12 protein-coding genes are annotated in these 15,533 nt (G+C 63.3%); 5 read left to right on the top strand and 7 right to left on the bottom strand.

The annotated features are described in order from the left end of the window. Positions 1-54: 54 nt before the first annotated feature. The 3 genes from NKI63_RS10860 to NKI63_RS10850 all read right to left on the bottom strand — a co-directional run bounded on the left by NKI63_RS10860 (position 55) and on the right by NKI63_RS10850 (position 4,834). Positions 55-2,640 (bottom strand): GcvT family protein, encoded by a 2,586-nt coding sequence (locus NKI63_RS10860; protein ID WP_352821419.1) that lies wholly within the window; start codon positions 2,638-2,640, stop codon positions 55-57. Beyond that, entirely contained in the window at positions 2,637-3,122 is a 486-nt protein-coding gene (locus tag NKI63_RS10855; RefSeq protein WP_352505758.1) for an endonuclease domain-containing protein, read from the bottom strand. The genes NKI63_RS10860 and NKI63_RS10855 overlap by 4 nt, the downstream gene beginning before the upstream one ends. 134 nt (positions 3,123-3,256) lie before the next feature. Then, the gene (locus NKI63_RS10850; RefSeq protein WP_352706019.1) at positions 3,257-4,834 is read right to left on the bottom strand and encodes a trimethylamine methyltransferase family protein; all 1,578 of its coding nucleotides are present in this window, start codon (positions 4,832-4,834) and stop codon (positions 3,257-3,259) included. A 210-nt stretch (positions 4,835-5,044) separates the two neighbouring features. Between NKI63_RS10850 and NKI63_RS10845 the strand changes: the two genes are divergently transcribed. The 3 genes from NKI63_RS10845 to NKI63_RS10835 all read left to right on the top strand — a co-directional run bounded on the left by NKI63_RS10845 (position 5,045) and on the right by NKI63_RS10835 (position 10,019). After that, complete coding sequence (locus tag NKI63_RS10845) at positions 5,045-6,205, top strand: MFS transporter (protein ID WP_352821415.1); 1,161 nt, start codon at positions 5,045-5,047, stop codon at positions 6,203-6,205. 95 nt (positions 6,206-6,300) lie between these two features. Then, positions 6,301-8,370 (top strand): prolyl oligopeptidase family serine peptidase, encoded by a 2,070-nt coding sequence (locus NKI63_RS10840; protein WP_352821412.1) that lies wholly within the window; start codon positions 6,301-6,303, stop codon positions 8,368-8,370. Positions 8,371-8,639: 269 nt separating this feature from the next. Further along, entirely contained in the window at positions 8,640-10,019 is a 1,380-nt protein-coding gene (locus NKI63_RS10835; protein ID WP_352821410.1) for an aspartate aminotransferase family protein, read from the top strand. A 322-nt stretch (positions 10,020-10,341) separates the two neighbouring features. On the opposite strand, the gene mmsB is transcribed toward NKI63_RS10835, so the two are convergent. The 3 genes from mmsB to NKI63_RS10820 are packed head-to-tail and all read right to left on the bottom strand — an operon-like array spanning position 10,342 to position 12,864. Further along, positions 10,342-11,226 carry a 3-hydroxyisobutyrate dehydrogenase gene (gene mmsB, locus NKI63_RS10830; protein ID WP_352505761.1) on the bottom strand — a complete coding sequence of 295 codons (885 nt, stop codon included), beginning with the start codon at positions 11,224-11,226 and terminating at the stop codon, positions 10,342-10,344. 58 nt (positions 11,227-11,284) lie between these two features. Continuing rightward, complete coding sequence (locus NKI63_RS10825) at positions 11,285-11,653, bottom strand: four helix bundle protein (protein ID WP_254818189.1); 369 nt, start codon at positions 11,651-11,653, stop codon at positions 11,285-11,287. Between the two features lie 44 nt (positions 11,654-11,697). Further along, entirely contained in the window at positions 11,698-12,864 is a 1,167-nt protein-coding gene (locus tag NKI63_RS10820; protein WP_352505762.1) for an isobutyryl-CoA dehydrogenase, read from the bottom strand. A gap of 138 nt (positions 12,865-13,002) precedes the next feature. On the opposite strand from NKI63_RS10820, the gene NKI63_RS10815 reads away from it, so the two are divergent. Together NKI63_RS10815 and NKI63_RS10810 are read left to right on the top strand one after the other, a co-directional pair. Next, positions 13,003-13,617: a dimethylsulfonioproprionate lyase family protein gene (locus tag NKI63_RS10815; protein ID WP_352737201.1), complete on the top strand. Its 615-nt coding sequence runs from the start codon at positions 13,003-13,005 to the stop codon at positions 13,615-13,617. Between the two features lies 1 nt (position 13,618). Further along, positions 13,619-15,088, top strand: a complete 1,470-nt coding sequence (locus tag NKI63_RS10810; protein WP_352505764.1) for a cobyric acid synthase — start codon at positions 13,619-13,621, stop codon at positions 15,086-15,088. Here NKI63_RS10810 and NKI63_RS10805 read toward each other — a convergent pair. Then, positions 15,085-15,507 carry a VOC family protein gene (locus tag NKI63_RS10805; RefSeq protein WP_352505765.1) on the bottom strand — a complete coding sequence of 141 codons (423 nt, stop codon included), beginning with the start codon at positions 15,505-15,507 and terminating at the stop codon, positions 15,085-15,087. The two genes, NKI63_RS10810 and NKI63_RS10805, sit on opposite strands and share 4 nt — an antisense overlap. Positions 15,508-15,533 lie beyond the last annotated feature (26 nt).

Below are 15,533 nucleotides of genomic sequence, written 5' to 3'. Positions count from 1 at the left end.
CGGCTGCGCTAACATGAAGAGCATGCTCCGCACAATGCGACCGGCTGGCTGCGCCTACGTCCTCATCTTTTCGCCGCTCGGATCGAACGGCGGTTCGACATTGATGCGTGCGGGACGCCGGTGGCCAAGGATTTCGATCTCGAACAGGCCGGCGCTCTCGTTCTCGGCAAGCGCTGCCGGTACATAGCCTTGCGCCATCGACTTCTCGACATAATGCGCATAGCCGCCGGAGGTGACCCAGCCGACCACGCGCCAGTCGCCGTCGACAATGCCGCGCACGGCAGACGCGCCTTCGGCGGCGTTCGAGCCGCGCACTTCCTTGCCGCCCGCGTCGAAGCGCGGCGCGCCATAGCCATGCGGCTTTTCCACGGTGCCGTAATCCTTGCCGCCGATCTTGGCCCAGATCGGCTCGTCGCCCATGACGTCGGCATCCGCGGCATCGACGATGAAGGAAACGCGGCGCAGCTTCGGCCCCGCCGCCTGCTCCCTGGCCGCTGCCTCCCGGCCGATGAAGTCGTTCTTCTCCAGCTTGATGAAGCGGTCCATCGAGCCTTCGAATGGTCCGTAGATTGGACGTAGCTCGCGGAACCAGGTCGGGAAGTTCTTCTCAAGGCGCATCGAGAGCAAAGCCCGCATGCCGAAATCGATAAGGCCAAACTCTTCGCCAGCCTCCTTGATCGCCTTGTAGACCAAGCGCTGGTAGGCGGGCGCCATCCAGATCTCATAGCCGAGGTCGCCGGTGTAGGTGATGCGGTTGACCATGCAGGGCGCGCCGCCGACCGCCATCTCGCGGAAATCCATGAAGCGGAAGGCCTTGGTCGAGATGTCGACATCGACCAGTTTCTGCAGCAGGTCACGCGATTTCGGCCCGGCGATGGAGAGGCCGACCAGCGTCTGGTCGAAGCGGTGGATGCGCACCTCTGCCGCCCTTGGGCCGTCCTTGGGCAGATGCTTCTCGAACCAGCGCATGTGATACTTTTGCGCTGCCGAAGAACCCCAGATCATGAAGCGTTCTTCGCCCGCCTTGGCGATGGTGAAGTCGCCGATCAGCCGGCCGAACTCGTTCAGCATCGGCGTCAGCACGATGCGGCCGGTCTTTGGCATGCGATTGGTCATCAGCCGGTTGAGGAAATCCTCGGCCCCTGGTCCGGAGACTTCGTATTTGGCGAAGTTGGCGATCTCGGTGACGCCGACCCTCTCGCGGGTGGCTCGCACTTCCTCGCCGATCGGGCCAAAATCGTTGGAACGGTGGAAGGACACGATGTCCTTCGGCTCAGAGCCTTTCGGCGCGAACCAGAGCGGGGTTTCGAGCCCCCAGCTATCGCCCATGACCGCGTTATTGGCGAGCATCGTGTCGTAAAGCGGGGTCGTCTGCGCTGGTCTTGCCGCCGGCAATTCCTCGTTGGGAAAGCGGATGGAGAAACGGCGCGAATAGTTTTCGCGCACCTTTGCGTTGGTGTAGCGCAGCGTTGCCCATTCGCCGAAGCGGGCCACGTCCATGCCCCAGACGTCGAAGCCCGGATCGCCATGGACCATCCAGTTGGACAGTGCGAGACCGACGCCGCCACCCTGGCTGAAGCCGGCCATGACGGCGCAGGCGCACCAGAAATTGGTCAGGCCCTGCACCGGGCCGACCAGCGGGTTGCCGTCCAGCGCGAAGGTGAAGGGACCATTGATGATCTGCTTGATGCCGGCCTTCTCGATGCCGGGGAAATGCTTGAAGCCGATCTCGAGCGACGGCGCGATGCGGTCGATGTCGGGCTGCAGCAGCTCGTGGCCGAAATCCCACCGCGTGTTGACCGGCGACCACGGCTTGCAAGCCTTTTCATAGGTGCCGAGCAGGATGCCGTTGCGCTCCTGGCGGGTATAGATCTCGCCCTTGAAATCGAGCACGCCGATCATCTCGCGGCCGGTCGACTTGTTGAATTCCTCGACCTCCGGCATCGGCTCGGTCAGGAGATACATGTGCTCCATGGCCAGCACCGGCAGTTCGACGCCGACCATGCGACCGATCTCGCGCGCCCACAGGCCGCCGCAGTTGACGACATGCTCGGCTTTGACCGTGCCTTGCTCGGTGACGACGTTCCAGGTGCCGTCGACCTCCTGCGTCATTTCGACGACGCGGTTGCGCAGCACAATCTCGGCGCCCAGCTTCCTGGCGGCCTTGGCATAGGCGTGGGTGGTGCCGGAAGGATCGAGATGGCCCTCGACCGGATCCCACATGGCGCCGACGAAATTCGTCTCGTCCATCAGCGGGAACATCGCCTTGGCTTCGGACGGCGTGATCAGTTCGGTGTCCATGCCGAGATAGCGGCCCTTGGCGTGGGCGAGCCGCAAGAAGTCCATGCGCTCGGGCGTGTCGGCCATCATCACGCCGCCGGTCAGGTGCAGCGAGCAGGATTGGCCGGAAATCTCCTCGATCTCTTTGTAGAGCTGCACCGTATAGGCCTGCAGCTTGGCGACGTTGGGATCGCCGTTCAGCGTATGGAAGCCGCCCGCCGCATGCCAGGACGAGCCGGAGGTGAGCTCCGAACGCTCGATCAGCAGGATGTCGGTCCAGCCAGCCTTGGCCAGATGATAGAGCACCGAGCAGCCAACGACCCCACCGCCGATGACAACCGCTTTTGCATGAGATTTCATGAAGATAGTTCCGTTTTTGAAGAGATTGACTCGAGTGAGCGGGGCGCGAAAACAAAGCGGAGGTCGAATACAGCGGTGTTTTCGGCCAGCCTGCCATCAAGCGCGGCAAGAATGGTTTCACAGACGGAAGTACGATGTTTCAGGACGTCATGGTTCCAAAGACGCAGGATCGAATAGCCTTGGGCGCGCATGAAATCATCGCGGCGGCGGTCATATGAACTGTCGGCGTGCTGTTGTCCGTCGATTTCAACAACAAGCCATTTTTCGCGGCAGACGAAGTCTGCAAAAAAGGCGCCGATGGAGAACTGACGCGTAAAGCGATAGCCGCCAAGCTTGCGCGCCTTTAATTCAAGCCAGAGCAGTGCTTCCGCCTGATTGCCTGCTTGCCTAAGTTTTCGTGCTCGCTCGGTTGTACCTATTTTGCGGCGACTACGCGTTTCATGAACGGCTTCCCCCACTCCGTCGCTGCTTCGCAGCGCCACCTCTCCCCCCTCCGGAGGGAGAGGAAGGGGGCTGGCTGGAATAAGGTCGCGCCCTTCCTCTACCCCGTCGATCGGGGGAGAGGTGTCGAGCGAAGCTCGACGGAGCGGGGGTCGACTGTTCATCAAACCAATGATCAGAAATCGGTCGGCGCGCCGCCTTCGGCCCGGCGCTTGTCGACGAAAGCGTTGAGCTCCTCGCGAATTGCCGGGTCCATATAAGGCTCTTCATAGGACGCCAGCCGTTCCTTCCACACGCGATTGGCCTTTTCGAGTGCGGTCGGCGATCCGGCCTCAACCCAACTCTCGAAATTGCGCCAGTCGGAAATGATTGGCGCGTAAAACGCGGTCTTGTAGCGGTCCTGCGTGTGCTGGGTGCCGAAGAAATGGCCGCCGGGGCCGACCGACTGGATGGCGTCGAAACCGAGCGCTTCCTCGGAAAGGTCGAGCGGCGTCAGGAACTCGGCGACCATCTGCAACAGGTCTATATCGAGGATGGTCTTTTCGTAGGAACAGCGCAGGCCGCCTTCGAGCCAGCCGGCCGCATGCATCATCAGATTGCCGCCACCCTGAATGGCGCCCCACAGCGAGAACACGCTTTCATAGGCGGCTTGCGCGTCGACCGTGTTAGCGGCGCAGGTGTTGGAGGTGCGGTAGGGGATGTTGTAGCGGCGGGCGAGCTGCCCGCCGACCAGCTGCGCCTTCATATATTCCGGCGTGCCGAAGGCCGGCGCGCCGGACTTCATATCGACATTCGAGGTGAAGCCGCCGTAGCCGACAGGCGCGCCCTTGCGCACCATCTGCGCAAAGGCGATGCCGGACAGCGCCTCGGCATTCTGTTGCACCAGCGCGCCGGCAATCGTCACCGGCGCCATGGCGCCGGACAGGGTGAAGGGCGTCACGATGACCACCTGGCCCTTGCTCGACATCTGGATGATACCTTCCATCATCGGCACGTCGAGCTTGAGCGGCGAATTGGTGTTGATGATGGTGAATACCGACGGCTCTGCGAGCAACTGCTCATGGCTGATGCCGCGCGCGATCCTGGTGATCTCGATGCCGTCGACGTTGCGCTCCTTACCGAGCGAATAGATGTGGAACATCTTGTCGGTCAGCGTGGCGAGGTCACGGATGCATTCGAGGTGGCGCACGGACGGATGGATGTCGATCGGCTCGACCGGGTACCCGCCCGTGCAGTTCAATATGTTGTGCATCTGCGCAAGCTTGAGGAAGTTGCGGTAGTCCTGCTGGTTGCCTGGCCGACGGCCGCGGTCGACGTCTGAGCAATTGGGTGCCGACGCCATCATCGAGATGATCAGATTATCGCCACCAAAGCGCACATTGTGCGCCGGGTTGCGGGCGTGGATGGTGAATTCCGGCGGGCAATGGGCAACCAGTTCCAGGATCATGTCGCTGTCGAAGCGCACCCGCTCACTGCCCTCGCGGACATCGGCGCCATGCGCCTTCATGATGCGCCGGGCTTCGTCATGCAGCACGTCGACGCCGATTTCCCGCAGCACGCGCAGAGAGGCGAGGTGAATTGATTCCAGCTCGTCGTCGGAAACCAGCCGGGTCGGCGTCAGCGGGTTCTTCAACTGCCGAAACGGCGGCTGCTCAAACACCGTCGAGCCGCCGGCACGCTTCCCCGCGCGGCCGCCGCGACGGGCGCGGTCGTTTGCCAGTGCCGGTTCGGCGGGCTGAAGGGCGGCGGTCATGATAGTCCTCGTACGCTGCGGCAATGCGGCGGCATAATGGACCGCCGGCCGTCCGGCCATTGCGGAGGCGGCGACCACTAGGGCGAGGGAAGCGACATGCCCTGGGGGCAGCCGGCGGGATCGCCAGCCTCTTGATCGCGTTCCGGCTGGCGCAAGCGGTTTTCGTTGCCGGTGCTTACCGCGACGGAACCGAAACGCTAATCCTGCATCATGGACCGGGCGGAACAAAGCAGCGGCGAAATAGCGCAATGGGCGGCGATCACCGGCGTGATCGCCACCGTCTCGGTGTTCGCCATCGCGCAAGGGCTGAGCTATCCGCTGTTGAGCTTCATCCTGCAGCGCCAGGCCGTCTCGCCGGCCATAATCGGCCTGTCGGCGGCAATGACGCCGATCGGCTTCATCGTCTCGTCGCCGCTGGTTCCGGCGCTGGCGCGGCGTTTCGGGGCAGGGCGCACCGCGCTTACGTGCGCGGCACTTTCCGCGCTGGTGCTGGCGCTGATCGGCTGGACCCAAAATGTCTATCTGTGGTTTCCGCTGCGTTTTTTGATCGGCGCCGTCACCAACCCGCTCTACGTGCTGAGCGAAGTCTGGGTGATCGCACTGGCCCCGCCGGCACGCCGCGGCCGCGTCATGGGCATCTATTCGACCATCATTTCGGCGGGCTTTGCGGCGGGGCCGCTGTGCCTGCTTGCGGTCGGCACCGTGGGATGGCCGCCGTTTCTGGTCGGCATCGGCGCATTCCTGTTTTGCGGCGCCTGCCTCGCCTCGGTGCTGGCACGGCTGCCCAAGGTCGACGAGAGCGGGCACCGGGTTTCGGTGCTGGGGTTCGTGCCGCAGGCGTGGCTGCTGTTATCGGCGGTGATTGTGGCCGCCGGTTTCGAACAGGCGGTGCTCGCCTTGCTGCCGGTCTACGGAACACATTATAGTATTGCGGAAGCGCGCATGTCGGCGCTGCTGTCAGTGATGATCGCCGGCAATATCGCTATGCAGGTGCCGCTCGGGCTATTGGCGGAACGACTGACGGCGCGGCTGGTGCGGTTCATCTGTGTTTCGATGACAGTGCTGGGATGCGCGCTGCTGCCGGTTCTCATCGAGACGCCGCTGATCTGGCCGTGCGTCTTCGTCTGGGGTGCGGTTTCGTACGGTATCTATACGATGTCGATCATCGAGCTCGGCGAGCGGTTCACCGGCTCGGCACTGGTCGCCGGCAATGCCGCCTTCTCTTTGATGTGGGGCATCGGCGGCATCGCCGTGCCGCCGCTGGCGGGCAGCGCCATGGATGTTGTTGGCGCCGGCGGCCTGCCAATGACGCTCGGTGCCATTTGCCTGGCGCTGGCAGTTGTAACGGTCATTCGAAGACGGATGGCGTGAATGCCAGAAAGCCGCCGTTTCTGACGAATGACTTGCATATAAGCGGCCCCATGTCGATCTTGGCTATGCCGCCGCCCGACTCAACCGGAGACCTCATGACCAAATCGAATACCAAGGGCCAGCCGGGTTCGGCGGCCGAAGACCCGTTTCTCTGGCTGGAGGACAGGAGGGGCAAGCAGGCGCTCGACTGGGTGCATCGCCAAAATGCGATCACGGTCGGGGAGCTGCAGGGTGATCCGTCCTATCAGACGTCGTTCGAGACGGCGCTCGACCTGATGACGGCCGAGGATAACATCGCCGTCGGGGCCGCTATCAACGGCTATGTCTATAATTTCTGGCAGGACCGAACGAACGTACTCGGCCTCTGGCGGCGCACCACGGTCGCGTCCTACAAGACCGACAAGCCGGAATGGCAGACGATCATCGACTTCGACAGCCTGGCGGCGAAAGAGGGAGTGAAATGGGTGTTCAGCGGCGCCAGCCGACTTTATCCCGACTTCAGCCGCTGCCTGCTCAGCCTGTCGCCGGATGGCGGCGATGCCAGCGAGATGCGCGAATTCGATATCGAAAGCAGGTCCTTCGTCGATGGCGGCTTTCGTGCTCCTGCCTCGAAGTCGAGCTTTAGCTGGCTGGACGAGGACACGGTTATCGTTTCCGCCGCCTTCGAGGAGGACGACAAGACCCAGTCCGGTTATCCGCGCGTGGTCAAGCTTTGGCGGCGCGGCACGCCACTGAACGAGGCGATGCCGATCTTCGAGGCGCTGAAGCAGGATCTTGCCGCCGGCGGGTCCGTCGAATTCGACGGCAACAAGCGTCATGTCTTCCTCGCCCGGACCATCGACTTCTTCGCCTCGCACAGTTTCCTGCGGCTGCCATCGGGCGAAAACAGGCGCATCCCGTTGCCGGACGACGTCACCGATACAGCACTGTTCAAGGGCCAGTTTGTCTTCGGCGTGCGTACGCCATGGACGGCGCCGGACGGCACGCTGTGCAAGCCCGACGGGCTCTATTCACTCGATTTCGAGCGCTGGATCGAAACCGGGCTATTCGGATCCCTCGATACCGTGCTCGAGCCGGCGCACCGTGTCTCGATCGCCGGTATTGCCCGCACGCAGGACCGGCTTTTCATCAATTTGATGGACAATGTGCGCGGCAAGGTCGTCGCCGGCAAGCGCAGCGACAGCGGCTGGGAGTTCAAGCCCGTGGCTTTGCCCGAAAACGGCAATGTCGGCATCAGCCATGCCGAGCATTTCGGTTCCAGCGTCTCCTTCTCCTTCACCGATTTCCTGACGCCGAGCTCGATCATCTGGTCGGACGACAACGCCGCGGGGCTGGCAACGGTGAAGTCGCAGCCGGCGCGTTTCGATGCCTCGTCGCTGGTCTCCGAACAGTTCGAGGCGCGCTCGAAGGATGGCACGATGATCCCGTACTTCGTCGTCAGGAGGCGCGACTTGCATGGACCCGTGCCGACATTGCTTTACGGCTATGGCGGCTTCGAAGTGCCGCTGCTGCCCGGCTATGCCGGCGTGCGCGGCAGGCTGTGGCTGGAGAAGGGCAATGCCTATGTGCAGGCCAACATCCGCGGCGGCGGCGAGTTCGGGCCGAACTGGCATCAGGCGGCGCTCAAGGCCAATCGCCAGAATGCCTTCGACGATTTCGCCGCGGTGGCGCAAGATCTGGTCAAACGCGGCATCGCTACGCCCGCCACGCTGGGCATCCAGGGCGGATCGAATGGTGGCTTGCTGACCGGCGTCTCGCTGACCCAGCACCCGGAATTGTTCGGTGCAGTGATCATCGACGTGCCGCTGCTCGATATGCTGCGCTACACCGAACTGCCGCCCGGCGCGTCATGGATGGCCGAGTATGGCGATCCGGCGAAGCCGGAAGAGGCAGCCTGGCTTGCCGCCTATTCGCCCTACCAGCATGTAGACACGGACGCAGCCTATCCGCCGGTGTTGCTGATGACCTCGACCGCCGACGATCGCGTCCATCCCGGGCATGCGCGCAAGATGGCGGCACGGCTGCAGGCGGCCGGCCACGGCAAGACGCTGTTCTTCGAGGAGACCGAGGGCGGCCATGGCGGACGCGGCGATCGGCGGCCGCAGGCCGCACAGGCGGCAATGAAGTACGTCTTCCTGCAGCGGGCCCTGACTGGCACCAATTGACTGGCACCAATTGACTTGGCACCAATTGACCGGCGTCGCTTGACCGGCACGGCTTGAACTGAGGGCTCGAGGCAGCCTAAGGTACATGCATGGCTCGGCTGGCGAAATCGGGTTGCGCATTTGGGGTCGCGGTGACGCCGTCGCCGCGCACGCTTCGCGCCGAGCTGTTGCGGCTGTGCGCCCGCATCGGCTATTCGCCGCCCGCTGTCCTCTGACGAATCCGCCCCGGCGCAAAAGCTGCCGGATTGGTTCAAGAGGAAAGATCAGACATGACCTACCAGAATTATTCGCTGAAGCAGCTTCAGCAGATCGATGCCGCGCATCACCTTCATCCGTTCACCGACCACAAAGAGATGCGCGAGACCGGCTCGCGGATCATCACTCGCGCCAACGGGCCGTTCATCTACGATTCCGAAGGGACGGAAATCCTCGACGGCATGGCAGGGCTGTGGTGCGTCAATGTCGGCTATGGCCGCGACGAGCTGGCCGACGCCGCCTACGCCCAGATGAAGGAATTGCCCTACTACAACTCCTTCTTCAAATGCTCGACGCCGACGCCGGTTTTGCTGTCGAAAAAGCTGGCGGAGATCGCGCCAAGGCACATCAACCAGGTGTTCTACGGCTCGTCCGGTTCGGAGGCCAACGACACGGCGCTGCGCCTGGTCCGTCACTATTGGGTGCTGGAAGGCAAACCGGAAAAGAACCGCATCATCTCGCGCAAGATGGGCTATCACGGCTCGACCATCGCCGGCGCCTCGCTCGGCGGCATGGATTTGATGCACAAGCAGCTCGGCGGCGCCGTGCCCAACATCGTCCATGTAATGATGCCCTATGCCTATGAGCTCGCACTGCCCGGCGAAAGCGACCATGATTTCGGCCTGCGCGCGGCAAAAGCGGTCGAGGACGCGATCCTCGAAGCTGGCGCCGACAAGGTGGCCGCCTTCATCGGCGAACCGGTGATGGGGGCAGGCGGGGTGAAGATTCCGCCGATGAGCTATTGGCCGGAAGTGCAGCGCATCTGCCGCAAATACGACGTCCTGCTGATGCTGGACGAGGTCATCACCGGCTACGGCCGCACCGGCGAGTGGTTCGCGGCACAAGCCTTCGATGTCGAGCCCGACACCATCACCACGGCCAAGGCGCTGACCTCTGGCTATCAGCCGCTGTCGGCGCTGCTGGTCGGCGACCGCATCGCGGCGACGCTGGTCGAAAAGGGCGGCGAATTCTATCACGGCTACACCTATGCCGGGCACCCGGTGGCCTGCGCGGTGGCGCTGAAGAACCTTGAGATCATCGAGCGGGAGAGCCTGGTCGAGCGCGTCAGGAACGACACCGGGCCTTACTTCGCCAAGGCTTTGCAGGAACGTCTCGGCGGGCACGATCTGGTCGGCGAGGTGCGCTCGTTCGGGCTGATGGGAGCGATCGAGATCGTCAAGGACAAGGCAACCAAGGAGCGCTTCCTGCCGGCCGGCAGCGCGGCGGTGACCGTTCGCGACCACGCAATTGCCCAGGGCATGATGCTGCGCGCCACCGGCGACACGATGATCCTGTCGCCGCCGCTGATCTGGACGCGCGAGACGATCGACATGGCCTGCGATCGTATCGCAAAGGCGCTCGATCTGGCCGAAGCAGATCTGCGCAAGCGGTGAACGACCGCCGGGCGCTCCATGTCGGGCGCCCGGCGATCGACCGAGCGCTTGCCAGGCGAGGAAGCGAAACGCAAAAACCGCGCTCCATCGGAACGCGGCTTTGCCAGATAGGCATGGCGTTTCGCCAACTAAACACTTGCGAAACTAACGGCGAAACTTGCGGGCTCCGGTACGCGAGACCTGATCCGGAGCGCCGGGCGGATGTCCGCCTCGCAATCCGTTTTAAACGCATATCGTTACTGCAGGGTTAGCAAGAGCTTAAGCAAACCTAAATTTGCCGACTTTCCGCTTTGGGCAGATCGAAAACCTGTGAACTTGGAGCTTACGCCGGGTTACCACGGAGGAAATTAATGATGCCGGAAAAATCGGCACCGGCATTCCCTTGTGCGTTGAACAGCGCATAGAGCTGAGCTGCCTCGGCGCCGAGCGGCGTTGCTGCACCGATGCTCTGTGCGGCCTCCTGCGACAGTTTCAGGTCCTTCAGCATCAGTGCCGCCGCGAAGCCAGGCTTATAGCCATTGTTGGCGGGCGATGTCGGCACCGGGCCGGGCACCGGGCAATAGGTGGTCAGCGACCAGCACTGGCCGGACGAGGTCGAGGCGACGTCGAACAGCGCCTGGTGCGACAGGCCGAGCTTTTCCGCCAGCACGAAGGCCTCGGCAACACCGATCATCGAAATGCCCAAAATCATGTTATTGCAGATCTTCGCCGCCTGTCCGGCGCCGTCGTCGCCGCAATGAACGATGCGGCCGGCCATCGGCTTGAGGATTGGTTCGGCCTTGGCGAAGGCATCCTTCGAACCGCCGGCCATGAAGGTCAGCGTGCCGGCCGCGGCACCGCCCGTGCCGCCGGAGACCGGCGCGTCGATCGACAGCAACCCGTGCTTGGCGGCGATGGCATGGGCCTTTCGAGCCGACTCGACATCGATGGTCGAGGAATCGATGAACAGCGCGCCTTTTTTTGCCTTGGACACTATGTCTGCGTAAACCGTCAGAACATGCTTACCGGCTGGCAGCATGGTGATGACCGCATCGGCGTCTTTCACCGCTGCAACGGCGTTGGCCATGATGACGGCGCCGTGTTCCCTGGCGATGACGAGGTTCTCCGGCACCAGGTCGAACCCGTGCACGGCATACCCGGCCTTGACCAGGTTGGCGGCCATCGGATTGCCCATATTGCCGAGGCCGATGAAGGCGATGGTGGTCATATTGGCGCTCCCGTGGTGTGGGTAGGCAGTAGGCAGTAGGCGGTAGGCAGTAAGCGACCTATTCGGGCGCAAGTTTGTTAATAAGCTGGCGAAGCATTTTCCCAATGCCCTCGGTCGCTAAAAGCACGTGATAAGCTTGATCATGCGTAGCAAGGCCAATGCGTTCAGCGATCTGGAGGTGTGTCTCGAACTCCTTCAGCGATCCCTGGGCAATCCTGAGAAATTGCTGATAGGAGCCTCTGTTGTCTCGGCCGTAACCTTCCGCGATGTTTGCAGGAATAGAGGTTGCTGAGCGGCGGATCTGGCTGGTCAACCCATACAATTCCTCTTTTGGCCATGCCTTGGTCAGGGAGTAGGTGGTGACGGCCAGATCCATCGCTTGCTGCCATACGATAAGATCCTTGTACGAATTGATCTTGCCGGTCATCTTTCTGCCTACTGCCTACTGCCTACTGCCTACTGCCTACTGCCTTACCGCCCGATCAGGGCGCGAGCGATGATGACGCGCATGATCTCGTTGGTGCCTTCGAGGATCTGGTGGACACGCAGGTCGCGCACCAGCTTCTCGATGCCGTAATCGTGCAGATAACCATAGCCGCCGTGCAGCTGCAGGGCGTCGTTGGCGACATTGAAGCCGGTGTCGGTGACGAAGCGCTTCGCCATCGCCGACCATTTTGAGGCATCCGGCGTGTTGCGGTCGAGCTTCGAAGCGGCGGTGTAGAGGAAGACGCGCGCTGCCTGCAATTCGGTTTCCATGTCTGCAAGCTTGAACTGCAGCGCCTGGAACTGGTTGATCTTCGAGCCGAAAGCCTTGCGCTCGGCCGTGTAAGCGAGCGCCTTGTCGAGTGCCGATTGCGCGCCGCCGAGTGAGCAGGCGGCGATGTTCAACCGGCCGCCGTCGAGCCCGGCCATGGCGATGCCGAAGCCGGCGCCTTCTGCAGACAGAAGGTTTTCCGCCGGCACCTTGCAGTCCTCGAAGACGACCTGGCGCGTCGACTGCATGTGCCAGCCCATCTTGTGCTCGTTGGCGCCGAAAGAAAGGCCCGGCGCATCGTTCGGCACGACGAAGGTGGAAATGCCTTTCGGCCCGTCGGCGCCGGTGCGCGCCATGACGACATAGAGGTCGCTGTCGCCGGCACCGGAGATAAACTGCTTGGCGCCGTTCAGCACATAGTCGCCGCCGCTCTTTGCCGCGCGCGTCTTCAGCGCCGCCGCATCCGAGCCCGAGCCGGGCTCGGTCAGGCAATAGCTTGCCAGCCATTCCATTGAGGTCAGCTTCGGCAGGAAGCGCCGGCGCTGTTCGTCGCTGCCGAAGCGGTCGATCATAGATGCCGCCATATTGTGGATAGAGATGAAGGCGGAAAACGCCGGATCGGCCCGCGAAAGCGCCTCGAAGATCAGCACGGCGTCGAGCCGGCCGAGCCCCGAGCCGCCGACATCCTCGCGGACATATATGCCTCCAAGGCCGAGCGGGCCCGTCTCGCGGATCACGTCGGCGGGGAAATACTTGTTGCGATCCCAGTCGAGTGCGTTCGGCGCCACACGGTCGGCGGCGAAGGCCTCGGCCATCTCCTGGATGGCGCGCTGGTCCTCGTTGAGTTCGAACTGGCTGGTGCCAGCATCGACAGCGGCGTCCATGGCGTGCTCCCTGACGTTTCCGGCCTGCTGGCCTGTCGTTTTTGGCTTTGCGCGCCGTTCAATCTAGACCAATGATGCCGCCGCGCAACCCGACCCGTCTGCGCAGCCGCTGTGCGCGAATGCGCTTTGGAGCAAAGTGTGACGACAAAATTCGACGAACTGCTTGGATGCTTCCATGCCTATCTCCAGACGTTCGATGCTGCGCTGGTGCGCGACGCCGTGGCCCGGATCGGCTGGGATATGCCAAGCCGGCCGCTCGAACCGCATGCACTGCCTTGTCTCGTCCAGCTCGACCGTATCGTCGAACTCGCTCCCGTTGCGGCCAAGCCGCTGGCGCGGCTGGTTGCGGCGCGTCGCGGCGATCTGCGCTGGGGCCAGACCTATGGGGAAGCGGATTTCGGCAAGGTTTTCATCGACAATTACGGCTGGCTTGAGGTGTTCGGTACGCGCGGCTATTTCGTCAATGAAGAGGTCGCGGCCGGCCTGCTGATCCTTGGACCCGACATCGTCTACCCCGACCACCACCATGTCGCGGAGGAGATCTACATCCCGCTGACCGGCGGCACCGAATGGCGCATGGGCGATGGCGGTTTTCGCCTTCGAGCGCCGGGCGAGGTGATCCACCATGCCTCTGGCGTCAGCCACGCCATGCGCACCGGCAAGGAGCCGCTGCTGGCGCTCTATCTCTGGCGCGGCGGGCCACTGGCAGCCAAGTCGACGATCACCGGAACTGTTGCGCAGGGCAGGGACTGATATGGCCAAGGCGATCATGCTGCAGGGCACGGGTTCGGATGTCGGCAAGACGGTGCTCGTTGCCGGTCTGTGCCGCGCGGCCAGGAACCGTGGGCTGAAAGTGCGGCCGTTCAAGCCGCAGAACATGTCGAACAACGCCGCTGTCGCCGATATTCCAGGCGTTTCAGGCGGCGGTGAGATCGGCCGCGCCCAATGGCTGCAGGCGATCGCCTGCGGCGTGCCGCCGACCATCCACATGAACCCGGTGCTCCTCAAGCCGCAGACCGATGTCGGCGCTCAAGTCGTGGTGCAGGGCAAGGTGTTCGGCGAGGCGCGGGCGCGCGACTATCAGGCGCTGAAGGGCCGGCTGATGGATGCGGTGCTGGACTCCTGGGCGACGGTCGGCGAGGGCGCGGACCTGGTTATTGTCGAGGGCGCGGGATCGCCGGCCGAGATCAACCTCAGGAGCCGCGACATTGCCAATATGGGCTTTGCGACGCGCGCCGGCGTGCCGGTGATCCTGGTCGGCGATATCGATCGCGGCGGCGTCATCGCCTCGGTCGCCGGCACCCACCTGATCCTGCCGGACGAGGACCGGCGCATGATCGTCGGCTATCTCATCAACAAGTTCCGCGGCGATGTCTCGCTGTTCGACGATGGCATCGAGGCGATCGAAAAATTCACCGGCTGGCGCTGCTTTGGCGTGGTGCCGTGGCTGAAGGCGGCGGCGCGGCTGCCGTCGGAAGACTCCGTCGTGCTCGAACGGCTGACGTCCGGCGAGAAGCGCGCGCTGAAGATCGCCGTGCCGGTGCTCTCGCGCATCGCCAATTTCGACGACCTCGACCCGCTCAAGGCCGAACCGCAGGTCGAGGTGGTGTTCGTGCCGCCTGGCCAGCGCCTGCCGCAGGATGCAGGGCTGGTGGTCATTCCCGGCTCGAAGTCGACGATCGGCGATCTCCTGAAATTCCGCGAGAACGGCTGGGACCGCGACCTTGCCGCGCACAGGAAACGCGGTGGCCATATCGTCGGCATCTGCGGCGGCTTCCAGATGCTCGGCCATGTCGTGCGCGATCCCGATGGTATCGAGGGCAGCGTTACCGAGGCGCAAGGCCTCGGGCTGCTCGACGTCGAAACGGTGATGGAGCCGGAAAAGACGGTGCGCAACGTCAGCGCGCGCTCGGTGCAATTCGATCTGCCGCTCGAGGCCTACGAGATCCATCTCGGCCGCACCACCGGTCCGGACACGCTGCGGCCGTCCGCCGTTATCAACGGCGTCGATGACGGCGCTATCTCGGCCGACGGCAAGGTGCTGGGCACCTATATGCACGGGCTGTTTTCCGCCGATGCCTTCCGGGCGAAATTCCTCGAAAGCCTCGGCGTCAAGGGCGGCGGCATCGACTACGGCGCCGAGGTCGAACGGGCACTGGACGAGATCGCCGCCGAGCTGGAAACCCACCTCGACTGCGACGCGATTTTTGGGCTGGCGCGTTAGCTGGCGGGCTCGTCAGCCTTCGGCCAGTAGGTGCCGAACGACCAGAGATTGCCTTCCGGATCGCGGCAGATGAATTCACGGCTGCCATAGTCGCGGTCGGTGAGTTCTTCCAGAATCTCGGCGCCGGCGGTCTTTGCCCGCGCGTATGCCGCATCTGCGTCAGCGACCGCAACGTAGATCGACTTGCCGCCGCCCGAACCGGGCGCGCCGACCATCTTGCCATAGGCATCGTCGCGCGCCGTGCCGAGCATGATGATCGAGGAGCCGAAAGCGAGTTCGGCATGGTGCACCACGTCGCCTTCGCCATAGCGGGCGCGAACGCTAAAGCCGAAGGCCTCGCACAGCCAATCGATCATCCTGCCGGCATTCCTGTAGCGCAGCGCCGGGTAAAGCCGCGGTGGTTCGGTGATGTTCGGCATGACTGATCTCCTTCAGCGGGTTGGTC

The sequence above is a fragment of the Mesorhizobium sp. M0410 genome (assembly GCF_040321435.1).
Taxonomy (GTDB): Bacteria; Pseudomonadota; Alphaproteobacteria; order Rhizobiales; family Rhizobiaceae; genus Mesorhizobium.
This window is presented reverse-complemented; position numbering and strand designations above follow the sequence as displayed.